The organism is Acinetobacter thutiue (genome assembly GCF_030385805.1).
In the GTDB taxonomy this organism is placed as follows: Bacteria; Pseudomonadota; Gammaproteobacteria; order Pseudomonadales; family Moraxellaceae; genus Acinetobacter; species Acinetobacter corruptisaponis.
The window spans coordinates 838241-860366 of the sequence record NZ_JAUDZE010000001.1 but is presented as its reverse complement, the minus strand read 5'-3'; the positions used below and the strand labels follow the sequence as shown (position 1 = coordinate 860366).

Genomic DNA, 22126 nt, shown 5'->3' with positions numbered 1-22126 from the left:
TTTGCATGTTAGACCAAAATATTAAAACCCAGTTAAAAGCCTACCTTGAACGTTTAGAAAGCCCAATCGAGTTAGTCGCTGCTTTAGATGATTCTGACAAAGCCGCAAAAATCAAAGAGCTTGTGACTGAGATTGCTGAACTTTCCGACCAGGTTACGGCGCGTTTTGATGGTTCAAACGCTCGCCGTCCCAGCTTCGGTGTGGCCAAGGCAGGTGAACAACCCCGTGTATTCTTTGCTGGCCTGCCAATGGGACATGAGTTTACCTCCCTGATTCTGGCATTGTTGCAGGTGTCTGGCTATGCCCCTAAAGTCTCTGATGAAGTGTTAAACCAGATCAAGGGTCTAAACCTAACCGCCAACTTTGATGTGTTTGTATCGTTAAGCTGCCATAACTGTCCAGATGTGGTACAGGCACTGAACCTGATTGCAATCAACAATCCAAACACCACCGCCACCATGATTGATGGTTCTTTCTTTCAGGATGAGGTGGAGGAACGCAAAATCTTGGCCGTACCAATGGTGTTTCAGGACAATGAGCATATCGGTCAGGGCCGTATGACTTTGGAAGAAATAGTAGCGAAACTGGATACCAACTCAGCCGAGAAAGATGCAGTCAAACTCAATGCCAAAGATGCCTTTGATGTGCTGGTGATTGGTGGTGGTCCTGCAGGTGGTACAGCTGCAATCTATGCGGCACGTAAGGGTATCAAAACAGGCATCGTGGCTGAACGCTTTGGTGGTCAGGTCATGGACACCATGGACATTGAGAACTTTACCACGGTACAAAAAACTGTAGGTCCAAAGTTTGCCCAGGATATGGAAGCGCATGTACGTGAATATGGCGTGGACATCATGAACCTGCAACGTGTCAGCAAGATCACAGGCGCAGATCAAACTGCCAATGGTCTGGTTGAGGTTGAACTGGAAAATGGTGCCAAACTTGAATCGAAAACCATCATCCTTTCAACAGGTGCACGCTGGAGAGAGATGAATGTCCCAGGTGAGGCTGAATACCGTACCCGTGGTGTTGCGTACTGCCCACACTGTGATGGTCCACTGTTCAAGGGCAAACGTGTTGCGGTGATTGGTGGGGGTAACTCTGGTGTAGAAGCAGCAATTGACCTTGCAGGAATTGTGGAGCATGTGACTTTGGTTGAGTTTGACACCAAGCTTCGTGCTGACCAGGTATTGCAGGACAAGCTAAACAGTTTGCCAAACACCACCGTGATCCTGAATGCACTAAGCACAGAGGTTGTTGGTGATGGTTCACAGGTAACGGCATTGAAATACAAGGACCGTGCCACTGAGATTGAACATACAGTAGAGCTTGCAGGGATTTTCGTACAGATTGGCTTGTTGCCAAACACCGATTTCCTGAAGAACAGTGCGGTTGAGTTGAGCAACCGTGGTGAGGTTGTGATCAATGACCGTAATGAAACCAGTGTCAAGGGTGTGTTCGCCGCAGGTGACTGTACCACCGTGCCGTACAAGCAGATCATCATTGCCACGGGTGAGGGAGCCAAGGCATCACTGTCCGCCTTTGACTACATGATTCGTTCTGGTGTGTAAGTCTAATTGTAAATTACTGATAATTTGCCGATAGAAAAAAGCCTTGTCTAAAATTGACAAGGCTTTTTCGTTTATGCACTCATGCTCATGGCATCAATGGAAAGTTCTGCAACAGTTGGTTTTGGCTTTTCTGCGGTTAAACCCAGTTTGGCAAACAAGACCTGATCTTTTCCTTCACCAGCATTTGGTGTGGTCAGAAGCTTATCACCAGAGAATAGTGAATTCGCTCCAGCCATAAATGCCAATGCCTGATCAGAGTCGCTGAGTGACTCACGACCCGCAGATAAACGAATGTAACTGTGCGGCATAATGATACGCGCAACCGCAATGGTACGAATCCATTCGGTCACATCCAGCTTTTCAACATCGGCAAGTGGTGTGCCTTCAATCGGGACTAGCATGTTGATTGGCACAGATTCAGGGTGAACAGGCATGGTTGCAAGTTCATGCAGTAAACCAATACGGTCATTACGGCTTTCACCTAAACCAACAATCCCACCACTACAGACTTTCATACCTGCCTGACGCACATGGTCAAGCGTATTTAAACGATCATCAAAGGTACGGGTGCTGATAATATGTGAATAATATTCGCGGGAAGTATCGAGGTTATGGTTGTAATAATCCAAGCCTGCATCTTTTAAACGCTCTGCCTGAGACAGGTTTAGCATCCCCAAAGTCATACAGGTTTCCATGCCTAACGCTTTCACCTCACGGACCATTTCCAATACATAAGGCATGTCACGCTCATGTGGATTGCGCCATGCCGCACCCATGCAGAAACGGGAAGAACCAGACTCTTTTGCCGCCTGTGCCTCACGAATGACTTTATCCACTGCAATCCGCTTTTCCGCTTCGAGTTTTGAATCATAATGGGCCGATTGTGAGCAATACTTACAGTCTTCTGGACATTTACCTGTCTTGATTGAAAGCAGGGTGCTGACCTGAATGGTGTTTGCCTGAAAATGCTGACGATGAACGCCTTGCGCCTCAAATACTAAGTCTAGAAAGGGTTGATCATATAAAGCTTGGATTTCATCACGAGTCCAGTCATTACGTAAGGTCATTGTTATATCCATGATGATTGATTACAAACACTGAGATTCATCATACAGAAATCGTGCCAAAGCCAAAGGGCAAAAAGCATCATTTTTCCATGCCATGTATTGTCGCCTGTTGCAATTGCTGTTGGATTGCCCAGTCAATATGTACATTGACGATCTCATCGTGCCACATTTTTGCATCTTGCAATTGGCTTATGATTTCAGTCGAGTATGGCGCATTTCCAAGCCCGATTGCAATATTACGCTTAAAGGATTGGTAGCCTGTACGGCGTATTGGACTGCCCTCAGTATTGGTAAGAAAAGTCGCCTCATCCCATTGCCAGATATCCAGTAGGCTGATGTGATCTAGACCATGACGGGGATTAAAATCTGGAATGGATGCAGTTTTGGCAAAACTATTCCACGGGCAAATCAGTTGACAATCATCGCAGCCAAAAATACGGTTGCCTATGCCTGAACGTAATTCTTCTGGAATGATGCCTTTATATTCAATGGTTAAGTAGGCAATACATTTTCTGGCATCCAGCATATAAGGTTCAACAATCGCTTGGGTTGGGCAAATGTCGATACAGGCGGTACATGAACCGCAATGTGCAGTCGCAGGCTGATCAAAAGGCAATTCAAGCGAGGTGAATAATTCACCTAAAACAAAAAAGGAACCTGATTTTTTATGGATGAGTAGGGTATGTTTGCCTGTCCAACCCATACCCGCACTTTCAGCCAGAGATTTCTCAAAAATAGGGGCCGAGTCGGCAAACGGGCGTGATTCAAAATCGCCCACTTTTTCCCTGATTTGGGTGGCTAAGGTTTTAAGCCGTCCACGCATGATTTTATGATAATCACGCCCACGTGCATAACGCGCAATAATGGCTGAATTTGGTTCAAATGGTACATAACGGGGCTTGGGTGATGCCACAAGATAGTTCATTCGCACACAAATAATACTTTTTGTGCCAGGAACGAGCAATTTTGGATCAGCACGTTTTTCCAGATTTTCTTCCAAATAGTGCATATCTGCATGATAACCACGCTTTAAATATTCCTTAAAACGCGGCATTTGATCTTGAGCATCTGGTTTGGCAATGACACAATCAGAAAAGCCCAAAGCCAAAGCCTGTGCTTTTATCCACGCTTTAAGCTCTTGAGGATCAAGCTGTTGTAGCCTGATTTTTTGAGACAGTTTCTCAGATGATGTGGTAGAAGCCATAAACCAATAATAGGGGAAAACATGCAAGGTTCAGTTTACCATAGCCCAGTTTATGATAGCCAAAGTATTCAAGCATGGGAGCAACGCTGGTTTGCACAGCAAAACTCATCACTTGGCTTGATGCAGCAAGCAGCGTGGGCAATATCCCAACAACTGATTGAACAGTTTCAACAAAAAAATATTAAAACAATTGCAGTATGGTGCGGACAAGGCAACAACGCGGGTGATGGCTATTATATTGCGGCTTTTCTCAAACAGCATGGCTTTAAGGTGACTGTTTATGCAACAGAACTTGGTCAATCACCTGATTTAAAACAAGCTTATGAATATGCACAAGCGTATCAGGTCAACATTCAACGATTTCCATACCCCCCTCTAAATCTCCCCCCTGATAGGGTGGAGACTTCCACGTATTCAATACCTTATATAATCCATGAAGTTCCTCTCCTTTTTAAGGAGAGGTTAGGAGAGGTTGATTGTCATATTGATGCCTTGTTTGGCATTGGTTTAAACCGAGTACTTGATCAGCATTGGCAAACTATTATTGCATGCTTTAATGCACAAACTGGTTTAAAAGTTTCAATCGATATTCCAAGTGGGTTGCATGCCAATACAGGGCAGGCTTTACCCTGTGCAATTCAAGCAAATCAAACCTTTACCATTTTAGGATATAAGGCAGGGCTGTTTACTGGACAAGGCAAGGAATATGTCGGGCGAATACATTTAGTTAGCTTGATTCCAACTGATGCAGAATTAAAACCAATCGCCTATCTTTCCCCTGAAAAAATCGCTTTGCCTAAACGTCAGGCCTTTGGCCATAAAGGCAGTTATGGGCACGTGCTGGTCGTAGGTGGGCATGCGGATATGGGCGGAGCAGTGATGATGTCAGCTGAAGCTGCCTTTCATGCAGGTGCAGGAAAAGTCAGCGTGGTCTGTCATGCCAAACATCATCAGGCGATTTTGTCGCGTTCACCAAACATTATGGTGCGGGATATTAATGCATTGGATCAAGATGCAATCCAAACATTATTAAACCATGTGGATGCTGTCTGTTTTGGTATGGGGTTGGGGCGAGATGAATGGGCAGAACAGATTTATCAACAATGGTTTGATTCACTCAATCAAAGTTCGCATTTAGAGGTCGTGCTTGATGCGGATGGACTTTGGTTTCTGGCAAAGTATCAGCAAAAATTAAAACAGCATATTTATGCCACACCACACTCAGGTGAAGCTGCGACTTTGTTAGGTTGCAAGCCTGCTGATATTGAACAAGATCGAATCGCTGCAATTCAACAACTGCAACAAAAATATGCAGGGCAATGGGTATTGAAAGGTGCAGGTAGTTTAATTTTAGAAGATGAACTATTTATCTGTACACAAGGTAATGCAGGGATGGGAACAGGGGGTATGGGTGATGTGTTGGCAGGGATGATTGCCAGTTTAAAGGCCCAATTTCATCAACAGATCGCATTGCATGAAATTGTGAGTCTACATGCATACGCAGGAGACTTACTCGCTGAGAATGGCATGAGAGGTTTACAGGCACATGAAATGGGGAAATTGATTTATAAGGTCGTAAATCAATAAGCTAGCGTCTTCGACTACTAGAACGACTCCGCCCTCGCGCCATTCCGCCTAAAGCATTCAATACTGCCATTTTACTCATGCTTCCTGAAGCATGAGCATGGCAAATGGCAGCAGCAAGTGCATCAGCAGCATCGGCTTGTGGTTGAATGCTAAGATTGAGTAATTTCATTACCATCATTTGTACCTGTTCTTTTTCAGCGGCTCCATAGCCCACCACAGACTGTTTAATTTGACGTGCGGTGTATTCCGCTACATTTAAATCCAAATTCACCAGTGCTGCAATCGCAGCGCCACGTGCTTGACCAAGTTTTAAGGCAGAGTCAGGGTTTTGTGCCATAAACACTTGTTCGACCGCAGCTTCAGTTGGACCGTGAAATTTAACAATCCGCTCAACACCCGCAAAAATGCGTTTTAAACGCTCAGGCATTGCTTGTGTTTCGGTATGAATGGTTCCTGCATCAACAAAACGCAATTTGTTACCATCTTTTTCGATAATTCCATAACCTGTTAAACGTGAACCAGGATCAATACCAATAATGAGCGACATGAGGCACTAAAGAAATCAAAAAACTTCCAATATTGTTACATAATAGTTTTTTTACTGCATAATATTTTTGTAGTATTTTGAATTATAAGAAAATAGTTTTTTTATTGAGCATACAATCATTTATGTAAATTCTGGCTGAAGTACATTGAACTGGCTATAAAGCTGATTTATTGTTGAATTTGTACTTAAAATAAGCATTATTTTAATAATTAAGTGAAATTTCTAAAAATAGTTTGCATTATCCAGCCTATGGGCGTATAACGCTAACTCCCTAATGCGGGGTGGAGCAGTCTGGTAGCTCGTCGGGCTCATAACCCGAAGGTCGTTGGTTCAAATCCAGCCCCCGCATCCAAATTTTGTATATCGATATGAACAGATATTGATTGCGTGTTAAGAGAAAGCGTGTATAGTAAATAATAACTAGAAGAATAATACTGTTGATTCAGCAAATCTTAGATTTCGTAGTTTAACCAAACCTTTCGTTTTATCAGATTTAGTTTCAGAGTTTATTATTTCCAGTTAATTGCTGCTAAGCATCCAAAGTATTTTTGTATATAGGTTAATTTATGTCTAATTCTGTGACTGGTACAGTTAAATGGTTCAATGAAACTAAAGGTTTTGGTTTTATTCATGCCGATTCTGGGCAAGATGTATTTGCTCATTTCAGTGAAATCCAAAGCAATGGTTTCAAGGTTCTTCATGAAGGACAACGCGTATCATTTACTGTTGCTCAAGGTAAAAAAGGTCCTCAGGCAACGGGTATCACCGTAGTTGCCCAGAACTAATAAAATCTTTTGAAAAAAAGCTCACTTTGGTGAGCTTTTTTTATCTGAAAATTAAATGGATAGAATAAAAATATTCAGGTTCAGGATTATTTTTTAGAAAGTGCTGAATTTTGTCACATTTAGACCATATGGTTAAACTATTGTCCTAGTATGATCTACGACTTTTTGCTAATTTCATTTAATAGATTGTTTAGGCAAATTAGTAGTTGCAGTACATTAAATGAGCATTAGGTTATGGAAAACTTAGAGCAGTATACGCAAAAGGTTGAACAAGAAGTTCATGTACATTGTAAAAGATCTTTCGGCTCGTTGTTATTTAGTTTTGTTGTATTAATAGCAACTGGTCTATAAGAAAAAGAAAAGCGCTCTCGGGCGCTTTTCCTCAATGGAGCAGGTCATAAAGTTAAGCAAGTTTCTTAAACGTTTCGTATTGATAGGTTGCGATTTGCTCATCCCAGAACTGCTGCCATAGATCACAATATTCCAGGCAAATTTGGCGAATTGAGTCGTAGTCTGATTCTTCACAGGCTTGAGCCAATACAAACCATAAATCATCTTCATGGTCATCATCAGCTGCCTCCGCTGTTGCATCGTGGGATACACCATGCACATAGTAGTAGCCACTATCCACATCAAAACCAACTGCATGGGTCGCCTGACGAAGTGCTGGGCTAAATAAAATCACTTCTTCTTCAGCAACAGCCAACAATGCAGAAACGGCTTCATAGCGGTCAAAAGAATCCTCTAAATAACGACGTACCCGTTGGGCAATAATGGATGGCTGATAATCATTTCGTTCTGATTGGCTGAGCTCAAAGTCATTGAGAACGTCTTCAAACAGAGGATAGTGGGCATATTGTGGATTGCCTGAATAATAACCCTCTTGATCCAAGCCTGGGCGGAAGCCAAATTCATCAAGAATGTTCAGGTTGAGCAGGAAACGAGGGAACATTTTGGAACCAGACAAAAGGCGAGGTTCCAGTTGTTTGGTCTGGAACTGTGCCATGAGCAGGGCATCGGTAAATACCTGAACAATCGCATGACGGTATTCCAGATGGATATGCTTGAGCGTTTCCTTGTCAATTAAACCATCATTTAAAAGCTGGATAGCAGGGTGTTTGGAAACAGGATGATTTGAAATTTCTGCTCTCAGGGCGTTCAGAAAGTTCAAGTTCTTGTTCCATAGTTCAGCAGAAATACTATTTTTCATTCCGTCTATAGCATTCTGTCTAGGGCTGTCAAAATTTTCAAATTTTTTTGGCATAGTCTTGTACTCATGTATTAATAAATATTATTGCTTTTCCAATTATTTAGTTCGATTTCTTTGGTTGTTTATGAATATAACGAATTAGATCAACCAAACATCTTTTTATTGGATAATTTAAATATAAAATGATTTTTTTGTGAAATCAATTTATTAAATAGGCTAAAAAATGATAATATACGTTATTAATTAACTTAACTTTAAATAAAAGGTGAACTATTTCACGATATATTTAAAAATTTTTTAATTAGAAAAATTTTTTTACAAATCATCTTGTTTATATGTTCATTTTTGCTTAACTTAATAACAGAGACAGTGAAGAAATGTTTTATATTTTCTTAAATGCTCTTAAAATAAGATAAACAATACATAGTTGCCAGATTTATCCAGCATTTAAACTATGTCTAAATAATATATTAAGCTTTTTGATAGAATTTAAAAAGGATAATAAAATGTCTAAAAAAGAAGATATTATTGCAACGGCTCTTCGTCTCTTCAATTGCTATAGCTACAGTTCTGTCGGGGTAGATCGAATTATCAGTGAGTCTGGTGTTGCCAAGATGACGTTCTACAAGTACTTTCCCTCCAAAGAGAGCTTGATTGAGGAGTGTTTGTCCCGAAGAAATAAGAGTATTCAGGAAGCGATTGAGCAGGAAATTAGCCTGAAAGCAGAAGACGATTATTTGGGTAAAATCAAGGCTGTCTATTTTTGGCATTTAGCCTGGTTTAATTCAGATGATTTTCATGGATGCATGTTTCAAAAGGCTTCATTGGAGATATTGCAGCAATATCCATCGATTATTCGCCCGATTGTAGAATATAGGGAATGGTTGATGGGATTATTAGAGAATCTTTTTGAGAAAGCCAAAGTGTTTCAACCACATGTATTGACAGCAATGTATATTAATATTCTGGATGGTATGACAGCATATGCGAAAGTTAATAAAGACCATGCGAAAATTGAGGAGTGCTGGTATTACATTGAAAGATTGATTACTTTAGATGCGGCTTGATTTTTAAATAAATACAGTATTTCTAAATAAACTATTTTGTATAAATTAATATAAATAAATTCTTAATAATATTTTAAATAAAAATTAAAATAAAAAACCGAGGTATTCACCTCGGTTCTTTTGTACATCATGAAAAAGTTATTTTTCTACAAAAGCACGTTCAATAACATAATCACCCATAACACCCATACGTGGTGATTCAACCAGGCCATGTTGGTCTAGCAGGGCAGCCACATCTTTCAGGAATGCTGGGCTACCGCAGAGCATGGCACGGTCTGTCTCACGGTTAAAACGTGGTAAACCGATTTTTTCAAACAGTTCACCAGTTTCAATAGCAGTGGTGACACGACCTTGTGTATGGAATGGCTCGCGGGTTACGGTTGGGTAATAAACCAATTTATCCTTGATGCCCAGTTCTTCAAAAAATTCATTGTTTGGCAGTTCATTCAGGATTAAATCCTGATAGGCAAGCTCTGAAACATAGCGTGTACCATGAACCATGATCACTTTCTCAAACTTTTCGTAAGTTTCAGGATCACGAAGCAGAGAAAGGAAAGGAGCAAGACCTGTACCAGAAGATAAAAGGTATAAATTTTTACCTGGTAATAAATCGTCGTGTACGAGCGTTCCTGTTGGTTTTTTAGAAATCAGGATTTCATCGCCAACCTGTACTTTTTGTAAAATAGAAGTCAATGGACCGTCTTGTACTTTAATTGAGAAGAATTCCAGTTCTTCTTCATAATTCGCGCTTGCAATCGAATAAGCACGCATTAAAGGCTTGCCATTCACTTCAAGACCGATCATGACGAATTGACCATTTTTGAAACGTAGACTGGTGTCACGTGTTGTTTTAAAACTAAAAAGTGTGTCATTCCAGTGGTGAACATGAGTAATGCGTTCAACGTTAAAAGCAGCCATTCAAGGTCTCGATCACAGTTAAAAGAAACAGGTTGCTATTCTAATCTAAAATCATTCTCGATAAACTGAATATATTTAATTGTGTTTATAAGAAAAAGTGATGAGTAATTTAGTTGAGATGCCGATTATCGGCTACATGCATGCTCCCTACCGTGAAAAGTTTGGTATTCCGCGTCAGCCAAATCTGGTACAGGTCGAGTCTTATATAGAGATGGTGGCACCTTATAACGATATTCTGGCCTTTGAGGGAGTTGAGGCGTTTAGCCATTTATGGTTGTTGTGGCAGTTTCATGAGAATAAACAAAATGATAACGCTTCAAACCAAGTGGCTAAATTTCGTGCGCAGGTGAGACCACCACGCTTAGGTGGGAACCAGAAAATGGGGGTGTTTGCCACCCGAAGCATGTATCGTCCAGCACCAATCGGTCTATCCGTGGTGCAGTTTTTACGAGTAGAAAAGCAAGGGAAAAGCGTGCGACTTTATGTGATGGGTAGTGATTTACTACATGGCACACCGATTCTGGATATTAAACCTTATATCCAGTATTCGGATGCAGTGCCAGATGCAAGTAGTGGTTATGCTCAGGATGAACCTGTACGTAAATCAGTGATCTGGACAGAAACTGCACAAACACAACAACAGCAATTATTAAAGCAGGCTATTTTAAATAAAAAGGTATTCGATGAACTGGAACAGGTGTTATCTTTAGACCCTCGTCCTGCCTATCAGGAAGATGCTGAACGAGTCTATGGAATGTGTTTTGCAGACTTGAATGTTCGTTTTAAAGTCGATGAAAGCAATGTCACAGTCATTGCTGTGGAACAGGTAAGTTAAAAATATAAATCATAAATTTGGGGATTTGACGGTTATGCAAGCACAGGCAAAATTTGCAGGTTTTTCTTTTTCGATTGATGTAACGTGGTGTCTGGAACAATTACAAAAAGATGGACGAATTACGGAACGGGATAAACTGTTTATTCAAACCACTCATCGTCAAAAAGACCAGTTGAAATGGCATCCCTTACAGTGGATTGCCAATTTTAATTTAAAAGATCAACTCAATCCTGCCACAACCTTAACCTTGAATCGTTTATGTCAGTGGTTAGCTGAAAAAGCCGAAGTTCCCTTATTTATAATTGATCCGCTAAAAGCTGATGTGGCGGCATTAACCAGTGTTATGTCACAGGAGTTTGCAGTACGGAATCATATTCTGGCTGTTGAAGTTCATGCAGATCGGATTCTGATCGGTACAGATCAGCCTTTTTTAACGGAATGGCAAAATAATCTGGAGCGCAGTTTAGCGCCCAGAAAGATTGAACGGGTGTTACTCAATCCTGAGCAATTGCAACGTTACTTGGTTGAATACTACCAAGTCAGCCGTGCGGTCAGTTCCTCACAAAATACCAGTGCCTTTGACCGTGACAATAAAGGCGTTGAGGCCTTGTTACAGTTGGGCGATACCCAGAATCCCGATGCCAATGACCAGCATATTGTCAAATTGGTGGACTGGGTGCTGCAATTTGCCTTTGAACAAGGGGCCAGTGATATTCACCTTGAACCCCGAAAAGACAAGGGTAAGGTGCGTTTCCGTATCGATGGGGTGTTGCATACCATTTATAACATGCCTGCCAATACGCTGACTGCCGTGATTTCTCGTATTAAAATTTTGGGTCGAATGAATGTTGCGGAAAAGCGTAAACCGCAGGATGGACGTTTAAAAACACGTACCCCAAAAGGTCAGGAAACCGAATTGCGTCTATCGACCTTGCCAACTGCCTTTGGCGAAAAGCTGGTGATGCGTATTTTTGATCCAGAAGTGCTGGTACGCAGTTTTCAACAGTTGGGTTTTGAGGGGCATTTATTACAAAGCTGGCAGCAACTGACGCAACATAGTCATGGGATTATTCTGGTGACAGGGCCAACAGGTTCGGGTAAAACCACCACGCTATATTCATCACTCAAGCAACTGGCGACTGAACAGGTCAATGTCTGTACCATTGAGGACCCGATTGAAATGCTGGAACCCAGCTTTAACCAGATGCAGGTCAATCCCAATATTGAACTGGGTTTTGCCGATGGGGTACGTGCCTTAATGCGTCAAGACCCTGACATTATTATGGTCGGGGAAATTCGTGACCATGATACTGCCAATATGGCGATTCAGGCGGCACTGACAGGACATTTGGTACTTTCAACCCTGCATACCAATGATGCGCCATCCAGTTTGACCCGTCTGCATGATCTGGGGGTGCAGCCATTTTTAACCGCAGCCACGATTCTGGGTGTATTGGCACAACGTCTGGTGCGTCGCCTTTGTCCGCATTGCAAACAGCAAACTTCCATGAATGAGCAGGAATGGGAACACCTGACTTTTGACTATATGATGGATATGCCAACCACGATGTATAAGGCCGTTGGATGTGAAGTGTGTCGTCAGACAGGTTATAAGGGACGTGTCGGTATTTATGAGTTTATGCCAGTCAGTCTGGAGTTGAAATCCATCATTAGTGCGAATGGCACACTGGATCATTTACGTGCACAAGCCAAGAAAGAGGGCATTGAACCTTTGCGTATTGCAGGGGCGCGTAAGGTGATTGAGGGCGTGACCACATTGGAAGAAGTGCTTCGGGTGGTGCCATTAAGCTAAGTTTTTTCATCGCCTAAGATTCACCTCATCTTGTTTTGTTTTAATGACTCCATCGAGATGATCAACAAAGATGAGGAATTTAAAATGAACGTATTTTCTAAAGTTGCTGTAATTGCAGGTTTGGTTGGTGCAACAACATTTGCGGTTGCGAATACGACGGCAGTCAATCAGCAGGCATTGGCGCCTACACAAATCACTACGGTGAAACAGGCATTGACCTTAAAGGATGACACCCCTGTTCAGCTTAAGGGCTATGTGGTCAAGGCAACAGGTGATGAGAAATATCAGTTTAGCGACCAGACAGGCAGCATCACCGTCGATATTGATGATGATTTATGGCAAGGGCAGCCTGTTTCTGCCAAAACACCTGTAACCATTATCGGTGAAATCGACATCGACTATAAACCGACCAAGCGTGTAGAAGTGGATGTAGATCAGGTGAAATTCTAATCACTGCAATATTGTCAAAAAAACCACATGATCAGCATGTGGTTTTTTTGCATGTGATTTATTTTAAAGGCATGATGGATGGGGATGGATCAGATGAGAGGGTGGCTTTATGCGAATTTTATTGGCTGAGGATGATGCCTCTCAGGCAGAAAGTATCAAGGACTGGCTGGAGCTGGATGGCTATAGCGTCGACTGGGTAGAGCGCGGGGATCATGCGATACTGGCGGTTGAGCAGCATCAATATGATTGTATCCTGCTGGATCGCGGTTTGCCCAAGGCTTCGGGGGATGACATTCTAAAAAGCATTCGCCATCAAAATTCCAATACGCCTGTCATTTTTATTACCGCCAAAGATGCCATTCATGATCGGGTGGAGGGGCTGGATTTGGGTGCCAATGATTATCTGGTCAAACCGTTTAATCTGGAAGAATTGTCGGCACGGGTGCGCTCACAACTGCGGCAACATCAGACTCAGGCAGGCCAATATTTGACTTTTGCCAATCTACAGCTTGATCCGCAAGCCAAAACATTGATGCAGGCAGGTCAAGTCATCAACCTGACAGCAAAGGAATTTCAGATTTTACATAAATTAATGCAAAAGCCAGAACACATCCTGACCCGTGAGCAACTGGAAGAATCGCTGTATGCTTGGGGTGAGGAAATCGAGAGTAATGCCATCGAGGTGTATATCTACCAGATTCGCAAGAAAATTGGCGGGCAATATATCAAAACCATTCGTGGTTTAGGCTATCGCATGCATCAGGATTAAGCTTATGAAAGTGGTGTCGCTACAAAGCAGGCTAATTAAAACCTCACTGATCAGTTCAGTGATTGCGGGTTCTGTGGCATTGCTTTTATTTGTGGTGATTTCAATCTATCAAACCATGCAGGTCCAAGATGAAATCATGGATGAAATCTCGGATATGTTACTGATTGCTGATCTGACCTCAACATCAGGGCAGCAGATTGATGAGCTGAGTGACCAGTTTGATATCCAGTATCGCCTCAGCTACCAGCAACAGATTCTGACCCAGTCTGAGGATTTCCAGCTTGAGCAACAGTATTACACCTTGAATACAGGCGATGATCAGTATGGCTTTATCTGGCAGGAGCGACAGCTCTGGCGTAGTTATCGGGTGGAAGATCACCAGTCCCACATGCAGGTGTTGCTGTTACAACCTTTGGGTGATCGCTTTAAAGAATTGATGCATAGCTTTGCTGGCTATTCTCTCATTCTGATTATGCTTTGGCTGATGCAGTGGATCATACTGCATTTTCTGGTCAAACGACAGTTTAGGGCGATTCATCAATTATCCGATCAAATCTCAGAGAAAAATGCAGATGATCTAACGCCAATCCAGTCTTCCAGCATTAAATTTAAGGAATTGCAGCCGATGTTAGGGCAGTTAAATCATTTGTTGCAACGTCTGGATCAGTCGCTAAAAGCCGAACAGCGTTTTACTGCGGATGCTTCGCATGAGCTGCGTTCGCCCTTATCTGCGATTCAGATGCGTTTACAGCTTTTACAACGTAAATATCCAGAACGCGCCAGTGATTTTGCCTCCATGCAACAGGATATTAGCCGAGGGACCCAAACGCTGGAAAATTTGCTTCTGCTGGCACGTTTAGACCCTGAACATGCTGAGAACCTGCCCAAGGCACATTTTGCCTTGCACACAGTGATTGACGAGGCGATTCAGGCTTTAACACCCTTTATCAAGGAAAAAGCAATCCAGATTCAGCAGCAGATTCCAGTAGCCGAACAGGACAATAGGATTGTTGCCAATCAACAACTGATTTTTACCTGTATCCGTAATGTGCTGGATAATGCCATACGCTATACGCCAGCAAAAGGCTGTGTTTATCTCAGCCTGAATAAACAGGGGCAGTCTCTGGAAATGAGCATTGAAAATGAGGGGCAAGGCATTGATCCAGAAGTCTTGCAGCATCTTGGAGAACGTTTTTATCGTGCTTTGGGAACCAAGACACAGGGATCGGGTTTAGGCTTATCCATTTGTAGGAAAATTATTGAACTACACCATGGGCAAATGGAATTGCTGCCATCCTCATATGGCGGATTAAAAGTCGTGGTCAGATTGCTTACCTAAAGCTTTATTCTGGTTTTTTAGGTGAATTAAAAAGCAGTACGCGCTGACATACTGCTATTTCCACGTTTATTATTATCCGATTATTATTATTATTTTACTTGGTTAAAATCAGACGGTTGTTACGAGTGAGGCGTAGGCGATACTCTTCACCAGCGTGCATAATGCGAATTTCACGGCCTAGGGCAAATAGGTTGTTTGAATGCAACATTGGTAATGATTGAGTTGCATCAGTGCTACGAGTGAATAGGTTGAATGGTGCGTTCATTTGTTATGCTCCGTGGTGTATTATCTAACGTTTTAAATGATAATCATTATCGAATAGGCCTGTCAATGTAAATTTAAATAATTTACAAAATCATTTATAAGTTTTTTTCAGAACGATGTGCAAATTGATGAATGACAGGGATTTACTCTGTAGAGATGAGGGATGTGGGCTGTGATAGCAAAGAATGTCATTGATGTTGCGATTGCAATTTTATTGCATAAATCCAAGGTATTGGTGGGGTGGCGTCAAGCCAATCAACATCAGGGCAATAAGCATGAATTTCCTGGGGGCAAGGTTGAGCAGGGAGAAACGCCTGAGCAGACCTGCCGCAGGGAAATTTATGAAGAGGTGGGCATTGGCTTAAAGGACTGGCATCGTTTTGATGTGATTCGCCATGAATATGATGATGTGATTGTGAACCTGCATCTATTCCATGCCTATGTACCAGATGAATTGCTGGAACTGATTCACCAGCCTTGGGCTTGGTACAGTCGTGACCAACTGAAAGAATTAAATTTTCCTAAAGCCAATGATGTGATTCTGCAACGTTTGATGTGGCCACATCTGATTAAGGTGAATGAACAGTTGGCCAAACTCCCGCAGCAGGAAAGTCTATTTTATTGGCGGACACAGGATGAAAATATTGATGCCATTGAGCAGCAGTTAGAAACACTCACTGATGAGCAGCATCAAAAACTCATTGTGAATTTTGAAATCTGGAATCAGCTGGATTCAGCATTTCAGGAAAAAATTAACACGGTTCATCTAAAACAATCACAGCTGATGGGATTAAAGAAAGGTGAATTAATTGTAGGGAAACGTTTTATTGCAGCGTGTCATGATGCAGTTTCATTGCAACATGCACATCAGATTGGCTGTGATGCGGTGCTTTTAAGTCCTGTGAATATAACCGAGACGCATCCTGAAGCGAAAGTATTGGGATGGGAGGGTTTCGCTGAACTCGCTGGAAAAAGTGATATTCCTGTTTTTGCTTTGGGTGGTGTTGCGCCTACAGATTTGGAACAAGCCCAAAAACATCATGCTTATGGACTTGCGGGGATTCGCCAGTTTGAATCAATCCAGTAACAAGGCTCTAAAGTGACTGAATTGCTTTTTTCGCTTCCTGTGCCTTGACTGGATGATTGCGTGCTTCGCTGGCACGAAGCACAATTGTCCAAAGCTGCTTTTTCATGGCATTGCTCTGTGCATAGCTTAAACCGCGGCGTGCCAAAGCCTCGGCATTGGCATACTCTTTTCGCTGGTTGGCGATTAGACCCAGATATAAATAGGTTTCAGAAGCCTGCGGTGCGATCCGTTGGGCTTGAAGTGCATAACGTTCTGCTTCCGCAAGTTGCTGACTTTTATAAGCGGTCTGGGTTTTTTGCATCAGGGTCCTAAAGGCGGGGAGTTGAGCACCATCATTACTAAACTTCTGCTGCACCTTTTGTTCAGGTACCACAACCTGTGGAGTCACGGTTTGCCGCTTAATCTCTTTTTGGTCATATGGAATGACTTTTACACCAGAAGCAGGCGGAGTCACTTTTTTCTTCTGCGTATTCGTGCCTGCTGGTGGATTGATAGGTTTAGTGGTCGTGACTTTTTCTGGGGTGGCGGTACAGCCAGCCAGTACAAGTACACCAATTGCGAAAGTTATTTTCTTGATCATGTCCAAATCCCTGTAGAAATTAATTTTCACCGCTGTAGCTACCACTGGAAATGATGCGTGTTGGCGTATGATTTGATAAATCATTGTCCATCTGGTTTTCGCTTTCCCGAATATAGTTGTTTATGCCATCATCATGATCATTTTCTGATGTACCACCCTGAGGCATATAGGTTGGTTCAACTTCATAATGAGATTGACCGCAAACCGTTGCACGGCGAGGTACAGTTTGACGAAGCAATGGAATATACAATGCGCCATCACAGCCCTCGGCAGAAAGGTCACCGCTGGCGCTATCAATCCACTGCCATTGAACGTTGTCGGTTTGACGAAGATTTACAGGTTCCTGACGAAGCTGTTTCATGACATTGGTCCAGACTGGCAATGCACCAGAGGAACCTGTCAGACCAGTAACCTTGTTGTCATCCAGCCCTAACCAGACCACAGCGACATGATTACCAGAATAACCCGCGAACCATGAATCCCGTGTATCGTTGGTTGTCCCTGATTTTCCTGCAAGATTCAGTGATTCAGGCAAGCTGCCATAGGCAGAGCGGCCTGTACCTGAACGCATGACTTGTTGTAAGCCATAATTCAGGATGTAGGCGGCGGCAGGGTCAATGGTTTGCTGTACATTCAAACCATAACGCTCTAATAAATGTCCTTTTGCATCCACAACAGTACGGATAGAACGGGTAGGGTATTTAAAGCCGCCTGTCGCGAAGTTTCCATAAACACTCAGCACTTCCATTGGTGACATATTCACCGCACCCAGATAAATGGATGGATAGGCTGGAATATCTGAACTTACCCCAAACTGTCTGAGCTTATTTGTGAATGTAGATAGGCCAAACTCGTTCGCCAAACGTACAGTAGAAAGGTTGTATGAGTTTGCCAAAGCCTGCTGCATTGGAACCACACCATGCTCACCACCACTATAATTTTTGGGTGTCCAGTTTTTATCACCATCAATTGGAATACTGACGGCTGTATCTTCAATTGGGCTTGCCCATGTATAACGGCCTGACTCAAGTGCATTTAAATAAATGATCGGCTTTAATAAAGAACCTACCTGACGTTTAGCATCCACTGTACGGTTAAAACCTGTAAAGTCCTGAGTCGATCCCACAGCGGCAACCAGTTCACCATTGTCTGGATGAGCGACAAGAATGGCACCCTGTAAGTTCTTTAAACGGGCAGGATTGGCATTCGCCAGACGATCAACTGAATTTTTAAACGCATTTTGCACCTGAATCTGTGTGATTGGATCCAGGGTGGTAAAAATTCTTAAACCCTGATTGGTAATGTCACTTTCCTGATATTCAGTGCGTAGCTGACGACGGACAATATCAAGGAAATCAGGGAATTTCGCAGGTCCTAAAGTCGGTTTGCTTACTACATTCAAAGGACGTGCAATTTCATCCTGATATTCCGCCTCACTGAGATAGCCCATGACTTTCATGTTGTTCAGCACAACATCACGGCGTTTTTTTGCCGCCTCAGGATTACGCCAAGGGTTATATAAAGAAGGGCCTTGTACTAGTCCAACCAAATAGGCTTGTTGGGAAATATTCAGTTCACGTAAAGGTAAACCAAAATAAAACTGTGAAGCCAGACCATAACCATTGATGGAATAACTGCCATTTTGACCTAAATTCACTTCATTCAGATAGGTTTCAAGAATTTCATCCTTGCTGTAATGCAGTTCAATCAATAACGCCATCAGGGCTTCATTGACTTTACGTTTCAGTGTCTTTTCAGGGGAAAGATAAAAGTTTTTCACCAACTGCTGTGTGAGGGTTGATCCACCTTGGCGTTTACCACCCGTAACATTGCTGACTAGAGCACGTGCGGTACCGCGAACTGAAATACCATGATGATGATAGAAGTTGCGATCCTCAGTTGAGATCAAGGCCTCAATCAGCGTTTTCGGTACTTTATCCAGTTTAATGAGTACGCGGTCTTCATTATGCTGTGGGTAAATACCACCAATCAATAAAGGTTCCAGCCGTGCAATGCCTGTGCTTGATGGTTTGGTTGAGCGGATTTCACCGACCTGCCCATTCAGGAAACCAATTTCAAGCACCTGTTCAGGTTCATTGCTGTCACCATAGTCAAAACCACGTGTATGTACATACATCTGGTTGCCTTGGGTGACATAGCTACCTGATTTTTCATAGTTTGCGGTATTTTTATAACCCAGTAATTTCAGTTCCTGAATGAAGTTTTCCTGAGTAATTGGCGCATTTGCATAGATTTCTAGAGGACGAGCAAATACCTTGGCTGGAATATCCCAGCGCTGACCTTCAAACTTATTGCGAATAATATTATCCAGACGGATCAGATAGATACTAAAGGCAATAAAAACACCAATCACTAAAATGGAAAAAATTAGCGCAAGAAAACCGATACCACGTTCACACTTCATAGATTTGCGTTAAAATCAAAACAATGGGGCTAATGATGCGATAGCTTATGCGCAATTTGCAATCGTAAAACTGTGAATAAATAGCAACATGCAATAAAAACTTTAAGAATGTGTTGACATTAAGTGGGTAAAAAAACAACGAATAGACATTTTTATACTTTTTAATCAATCGTCAACGAAATTCTGATAGTTAATGATATGATAGTCAGGAAGCGCAGCGGAGCTGAATTATTCGTGCAAATTTCACATAAATCCTTTCGAAATATTGGTTTGATTGGGCGACCAGATAAAGATTCTGTAGTAGAAACCTTATGTTTGATTCATGATCACTTGATCACCTTAGGTTTAAATCCTGTCTTTGATCAGGAAACAGCGAAACTCGTACCTTATAGCCATGGACAGACTGTCAGCCGTAATTTATTGGGCGAAGTCGTGGATTTAGTGATTGTGGTGGGCGGTGATGGTTCACTACTCCATGCTGCACGCGCCTTGGTTCGATACAATACTCCTGTGATTGGTATTAACCGTGGGCGACTGGGCTTTTTAACCGACATTAAACCTGCCGAAGCAATCTTTAAGCTAGATCAGGTGTTGCAGGGACATTTTCAACTAGATCGCCGTTTCCTGCTGGAAATGGAAATTCGATCCAATGGTGAAACCATTTATGATGCAATTGCATTAAATGACGTGGTTCTACATTCTGGACGATCAGTCCATATGATTGACTTCGAACTCAGTATTGATGGGCAATATGTCTATCGCCAGCACAGCGATGGTTTAATTGTTTCCACACCAACGGGTTCGACAGCATATGCATTGTCTGGTGGTGGACCTATTTTGCATCCAAGTATGGATGCGATTGCATTGGTGCCCATGCATCCGCATACTTTGTCCTCTCGTCCGATTGTGGTTGGTGGACAAAGTGAGATTAAAATTACCATTCGTGAAAATCGGGTTTTACCCATGGTCAGCGCCGATGGACAACACAGCGTTGCATTAAATGTGGGTGACACTGTGCATATTCGCAAACATCCGTTTAAACTAAGCTTATTACATCCGCCTGGGTACGATTTTTATATGGCTTGCCGTACCAAACTGGGCTGGAATCAAGATTTCGAATCTTTTCAACAGGATGACTCATGAATATTGAACAAATGCTCGCTGTTTTAAATCCTGAAATTGTTGAGCGCTTAAAGACAGCCGTTGAAATTGGCAAATGGCCAAATGGTATTGCATTGACCAAAGAACAACGTGAAACCTGTATGCAGGCTGTTTATGCATGGGAAATGAAACATTTACCAGAAGAACAGCGTAGTGGCTATATTGATCGTGGTACAAAAGAAGAGGGTGAGGAATGTGATGATGATCATCACAAGCATGAACCTGAATTTAAACCGATTCGATTTGTTTAAATTAAAGACCCAGTAAAAACACTGGGTTTTTTAATGAATGAAGCCTAAATTTTTCGACTTTCCCAAAGCTCTTTTGCTTTAACCATCGCCTCATCAAAACTACTGGCCACACCCATCGTATATAAAGCGATTCCCATGGTCTCAGTGACAGCCATTTCACCATATTCATGTTGCTGCTGACCTAACCAGACTGCCTTAAACACTTCAAGATCGAGTTCTTCTTCAATCGGGCTACGTTCAGGTGTCAGTTTGGGTAATTCATACTCATATAACTCACCATTTTTAATCCCACAAATAAGGGTTTTTGCATCAGGGTTACGCTCAAATTCACCTCCTTCACCTTTAATCACCGCACTATTTTGATAGCCTAAACGGAAAGCGGTGTGTTGGTGCGATGTACGATAAGCTGGATGGAAAATGGCTTGCAAGGTTGCTTTGGCATTAAAAGGATTAATTAAACGTGCAAGGGTGTGAATAGGTGAACGTAAGCCCATGACATTTCGGAGTGAAATGAGTTCGCTCAGAATCGGTGAGATGACCTCAAGAGGTAAGAATGCAAAATGATGTTGTTGTAATTGATCACGGACATCTTGTTCATTTTGACAAATCGAATAGCCTAAGTATTGTAAAACTTGTTCCGTATACACACGGTTAATGGTATGACCTGATGCACCATGCATCACTATTCTATAGCCATGATGTGCCAGTGTTAAGGCTGCCAATAAAAACCACGGATAATGTTTACGTTTCCCTGCGTATGATGACCAATCCAGATCAACATCCAGCGGTTGAAAATTAAGTTGATCACGTATTGCCTGAACAAAACCAGCCAGTTCATCGACAGATTCTTCCTTAACACGTAATAACATCAAAAAAGCACCCAACTGAACATCAAGCACTTCATTTTTTAAGATCATGCTAAAAGCCTGATAGGCCTCATTATAAGTTAGTGAACGCGCACCTGTCTTACCCTTACCAATGATTCGTATGTATTGGGCGAAAGGATGTTCAGCATCTTTATAAATATTGCGTTTGGTATTCATGATCGTATTTGCAGTCATGGTGAAGAATTAAAATTAATATGACATAAAAGTGATGCATTTAGCGTAAAAAATCAGAGGTTCTGTTTATTCAATAAGCAATTGGGTCTCGAAAATAATGGCTACAAACAAAATTATTGACCGAATCAGTCGGGT

The 22126-nt window shown here is 42.2% G+C and carries 21 protein-coding genes and 1 tRNA gene; 13 read left to right on the top strand and 9 right to left on the bottom strand.

What is annotated here, in order from left to right:
• Window positions 1-5 precede the first annotated feature (5 nt).
• The gene (gene ahpF, locus QTA56_RS04295) at window positions 6-1571 is read left to right on the top strand and encodes an alkyl hydroperoxide reductase subunit F (protein WP_267979693.1); all 1566 of its coding nucleotides are present in this window, start codon (window positions 6-8) and stop codon (window positions 1569-1571) included.
• Between the two features lie 71 nt (window positions 1572-1642).
• Here the strand turns inward: ahpF and bioB are convergent, their stop codons facing one another.
• Entirely contained in the window at window positions 1643-2638 is a 996-nt protein-coding gene (bioB, locus tag QTA56_RS04290; protein WP_267979692.1) for a biotin synthase BioB, read from the bottom strand.
• A 79-nt stretch (window positions 2639-2717) separates the two neighbouring features.
• Window positions 2718-3842: a tRNA epoxyqueuosine(34) reductase QueG gene (queG, locus tag QTA56_RS04285; protein WP_267979691.1), complete on the bottom strand. Its 1125-nt coding sequence runs from the start codon at window positions 3840-3842 to the stop codon at window positions 2718-2720.
• A gap of 21 nt (window positions 3843-3863) precedes the next feature.
• On the opposite strand from queG, the gene QTA56_RS04280 reads away from it, so the two are divergent.
• Entirely contained in the window at window positions 3864-5429 is a 1566-nt protein-coding gene (locus QTA56_RS04280) for an NAD(P)H-hydrate dehydratase (protein ID WP_267979690.1), read from the top strand.
• Between the two features lies 1 nt (window position 5430).
• Here QTA56_RS04280 and ruvC read toward each other — a convergent pair whose 3' ends face one another.
• Window positions 5431-5976 (bottom strand): crossover junction endodeoxyribonuclease RuvC, encoded by a 546-nt coding sequence (ruvC, locus tag QTA56_RS04275; RefSeq protein ID WP_267979689.1) that lies wholly within the window; start codon window positions 5974-5976, stop codon window positions 5431-5433.
• A 275-nt stretch (window positions 5977-6251) separates the two neighbouring features.
• Here ruvC and QTA56_RS04270 point away from each other — a divergent pair.
• A tRNA-Met gene (locus QTA56_RS04270) sits at window positions 6252-6328 on the top strand.
• A gap of 214 nt (window positions 6329-6542) precedes the next feature.
• Window positions 6543-6761 carry a cold-shock protein gene (locus QTA56_RS04265; RefSeq protein ID WP_004679548.1) on the top strand — a complete coding sequence of 73 codons (219 nt, stop codon included), beginning with the start codon at window positions 6543-6545 and terminating at the stop codon, window positions 6759-6761.
• 403 nt (window positions 6762-7164) lie between these two features.
• Here QTA56_RS04265 and QTA56_RS04260 read toward each other — a convergent pair whose 3' ends face one another.
• Window positions 7165-8025 (bottom strand): hypothetical protein, encoded by an 861-nt coding sequence (locus tag QTA56_RS04260; RefSeq protein ID WP_267979688.1) that lies wholly within the window; start codon window positions 8023-8025, stop codon window positions 7165-7167.
• 452 nt (window positions 8026-8477) lie between these two features.
• On the opposite strand from QTA56_RS04260, the gene QTA56_RS04255 reads away from it, so the two are divergent.
• Window positions 8478-9038, top strand: a complete 561-nt coding sequence (locus QTA56_RS04255) for a TetR/AcrR family transcriptional regulator (protein ID WP_267979687.1) — start codon at window positions 8478-8480, stop codon at window positions 9036-9038.
• A 138-nt stretch (window positions 9039-9176) separates the two neighbouring features.
• Here QTA56_RS04255 and QTA56_RS04250 read toward each other — a convergent pair whose 3' ends face one another.
• Window positions 9177-9956 carry a ferredoxin--NADP reductase gene (locus tag QTA56_RS04250; protein WP_004679719.1) on the bottom strand — a complete coding sequence of 260 codons (780 nt, stop codon included), beginning with the start codon at window positions 9954-9956 and terminating at the stop codon, window positions 9177-9179.
• Window positions 9957-10056: 100 nt separating this feature from the next.
• Here QTA56_RS04250 and tsaA point away from each other — a divergent pair, with 100 nt between their 5' ends.
• From tsaA to QTA56_RS04225, 5 genes are all read left to right on the top strand, one after another.
• Entirely contained in the window at window positions 10057-10791 is a 735-nt protein-coding gene (gene tsaA, locus QTA56_RS04245; RefSeq protein WP_267979686.1) for a tRNA (N6-threonylcarbamoyladenosine(37)-N6)-methyltransferase TrmO, read from the top strand.
• 34 nt (window positions 10792-10825) lie between these two features.
• Window positions 10826-12604 carry a type IV pilus assembly ATPase TfpB gene (gene tfpB / locus QTA56_RS04240; protein ID WP_267979685.1) on the top strand — a complete coding sequence of 593 codons (1779 nt, stop codon included), beginning with the start codon at window positions 10826-10828 and terminating at the stop codon, window positions 12602-12604.
• 84 nt (window positions 12605-12688) lie between these two features.
• Complete coding sequence (locus tag QTA56_RS04235; RefSeq protein ID WP_267979684.1) at window positions 12689-13054, top strand: NirD/YgiW/YdeI family stress tolerance protein; 366 nt, start codon at window positions 12689-12691, stop codon at window positions 13052-13054.
• 109 nt (window positions 13055-13163) lie between these two features.
• Window positions 13164-13823, top strand: coding sequence for a response regulator transcription factor (locus QTA56_RS04230; RefSeq protein WP_267979683.1), 660 nt, complete (start codon window positions 13164-13166; stop codon window positions 13821-13823).
• Between the two features lie 4 nt (window positions 13824-13827).
• Window positions 13828-15162 carry a sensor histidine kinase gene (locus QTA56_RS04225; protein WP_267979682.1) on the top strand — a complete coding sequence of 445 codons (1335 nt, stop codon included), beginning with the start codon at window positions 13828-13830 and terminating at the stop codon, window positions 15160-15162.
• A 94-nt stretch (window positions 15163-15256) separates the two neighbouring features.
• Here the strand turns inward: QTA56_RS04225 and hemP are convergent, their stop codons facing one another.
• Window positions 15257-15427 (bottom strand): hemin uptake protein HemP, encoded by a 171-nt coding sequence (hemP, locus tag QTA56_RS04220; RefSeq protein ID WP_004679713.1) that lies wholly within the window; start codon window positions 15425-15427, stop codon window positions 15257-15259.
• Window positions 15428-15589: 162 nt separating this feature from the next.
• Between hemP and QTA56_RS04215 the strand changes: the two genes are divergently transcribed.
• Window positions 15590-16513: a thiamine phosphate synthase gene (locus QTA56_RS04215; RefSeq protein WP_267979681.1), complete on the top strand. Its 924-nt coding sequence runs from the start codon at window positions 15590-15592 to the stop codon at window positions 16511-16513.
• A 7-nt stretch (window positions 16514-16520) separates the two neighbouring features.
• Here the strand turns inward: QTA56_RS04215 and QTA56_RS04210 are convergent, their stop codons facing one another.
• The gene (locus QTA56_RS04210) at window positions 16521-17093 is read right to left on the bottom strand and encodes a tetratricopeptide repeat protein (RefSeq protein ID WP_267979680.1); all 573 of its coding nucleotides are present in this window, start codon (window positions 17091-17093) and stop codon (window positions 16521-16523) included.
• Between the two features lie 19 nt (window positions 17094-17112).
• Window positions 17113-19518 (bottom strand): penicillin-binding protein 1B, encoded by a 2406-nt coding sequence (gene mrcB, locus QTA56_RS04205; protein ID WP_267979679.1) that lies wholly within the window; start codon window positions 19516-19518, stop codon window positions 17113-17115.
• Window positions 19519-19752: 234 nt separating this feature from the next.
• On the opposite strand from mrcB, the gene QTA56_RS04200 reads away from it, so the two are divergent.
• Both QTA56_RS04200 and QTA56_RS04195 read left to right on the top strand, forming a co-directional pair.
• The gene (locus tag QTA56_RS04200; RefSeq protein WP_004679704.1) at window positions 19753-20661 is read left to right on the top strand and encodes an NAD(+) kinase; all 909 of its coding nucleotides are present in this window, start codon (window positions 19753-19755) and stop codon (window positions 20659-20661) included.
• Entirely contained in the window at window positions 20658-20930 is a 273-nt protein-coding gene (locus tag QTA56_RS04195; RefSeq protein WP_004679703.1) for a YeaC family protein, read from the top strand. Before QTA56_RS04200 ends, QTA56_RS04195 begins: the two co-directional genes overlap by 4 nt.
• A 44-nt stretch (window positions 20931-20974) precedes the next feature.
• On the opposite strand, the gene QTA56_RS04190 is transcribed toward QTA56_RS04195, so the two are convergent.
• Entirely contained in the window at window positions 20975-21973 is a 999-nt protein-coding gene (locus tag QTA56_RS04190) for a glycosyl transferase family protein (protein WP_267979678.1), read from the bottom strand.
• Window positions 21974-22126 lie beyond the last annotated feature (153 nt).

What these genes read in the sequence shown, in the direction of transcription:
- QTA56_RS04190 (WP_267979678.1), bottom strand. Translation starts at nt 21,973, where the DNA reads ATGAATACCAAACGCAATATTTATAAAGATGCTGAACATCCTTTCGCC.
- mrcB (WP_267979679.1), bottom strand. Translation starts at nt 19,518, where the DNA reads ATGAAGTGTGAACGTGGTATCGGTTTTCTTGCGCTAATTTTTTCCATT.
- ahpF (WP_267979693.1), top strand. Translation starts at nt 6, where the DNA reads ATGTTAGACCAAAATATTAAAACCCAGTTAAAAGCCTACCTTGAACGT.
- QTA56_RS04225 (WP_267979682.1), top strand. Translation starts at nt 13,828, where the DNA reads ATGAAAGTGGTGTCGCTACAAAGCAGGCTAATTAAAACCTCACTGATC.
- QTA56_RS04265 (WP_004679548.1), top strand. Translation starts at nt 6,543, where the DNA reads ATGTCTAATTCTGTGACTGGTACAGTTAAATGGTTCAATGAAACTAAA.
- QTA56_RS04255 (WP_267979687.1), top strand. Translation starts at nt 8,478, where the DNA reads ATGTCTAAAAAAGAAGATATTATTGCAACGGCTCTTCGTCTCTTCAAT.
- hemP (WP_004679713.1), bottom strand. Translation starts at nt 15,427, where the DNA reads ATGAACGCACCATTCAACCTATTCACTCGTAGCACTGATGCAACTCAA.
- queG (WP_267979691.1), bottom strand. Translation starts at nt 3,842, where the DNA reads ATGGCTTCTACCACATCATCTGAGAAACTGTCTCAAAAAATCAGGCTA.
- QTA56_RS04230 (WP_267979683.1), top strand. Translation starts at nt 13,164, where the DNA reads ATGCGAATTTTATTGGCTGAGGATGATGCCTCTCAGGCAGAAAGTATC.
- QTA56_RS04215 (WP_267979681.1), top strand. Translation starts at nt 15,590, where the DNA reads ATGTGGGCTGTGATAGCAAAGAATGTCATTGATGTTGCGATTGCAATT.
- tsaA (WP_267979686.1), top strand. Translation starts at nt 10,057, where the DNA reads ATGAGTAATTTAGTTGAGATGCCGATTATCGGCTACATGCATGCTCCC.
- QTA56_RS04250 (WP_004679719.1), bottom strand. Translation starts at nt 9,956, where the DNA reads ATGGCTGCTTTTAACGTTGAACGCATTACTCATGTTCACCACTGGAAT.
- QTA56_RS04280 (WP_267979690.1), top strand. Translation starts at nt 3,864, where the DNA reads ATGCAAGGTTCAGTTTACCATAGCCCAGTTTATGATAGCCAAAGTATT.
- ruvC (WP_267979689.1), bottom strand. Translation starts at nt 5,976, where the DNA reads ATGTCGCTCATTATTGGTATTGATCCTGGTTCACGTTTAACAGGTTAT.
- tfpB (WP_267979685.1), top strand. Translation starts at nt 10,826, where the DNA reads ATGCAAGCACAGGCAAAATTTGCAGGTTTTTCTTTTTCGATTGATGTA.
- QTA56_RS04260 (WP_267979688.1), bottom strand. Translation starts at nt 8,025, where the DNA reads ATGCCAAAAAAATTTGAAAATTTTGACAGCCCTAGACAGAATGCTATA.
- QTA56_RS04235 (WP_267979684.1), top strand. Translation starts at nt 12,689, where the DNA reads ATGAACGTATTTTCTAAAGTTGCTGTAATTGCAGGTTTGGTTGGTGCA.
- QTA56_RS04210 (WP_267979680.1), bottom strand. Translation starts at nt 17,093, where the DNA reads ATGATCAAGAAAATAACTTTCGCAATTGGTGTACTTGTACTGGCTGGC.
- bioB (WP_267979692.1), bottom strand. Translation starts at nt 2,638, where the DNA reads ATGACCTTACGTAATGACTGGACTCGTGATGAAATCCAAGCTTTATAT.
- QTA56_RS04195 (WP_004679703.1), top strand. Translation starts at nt 20,658, where the DNA reads ATGAATATTGAACAAATGCTCGCTGTTTTAAATCCTGAAATTGTTGAG.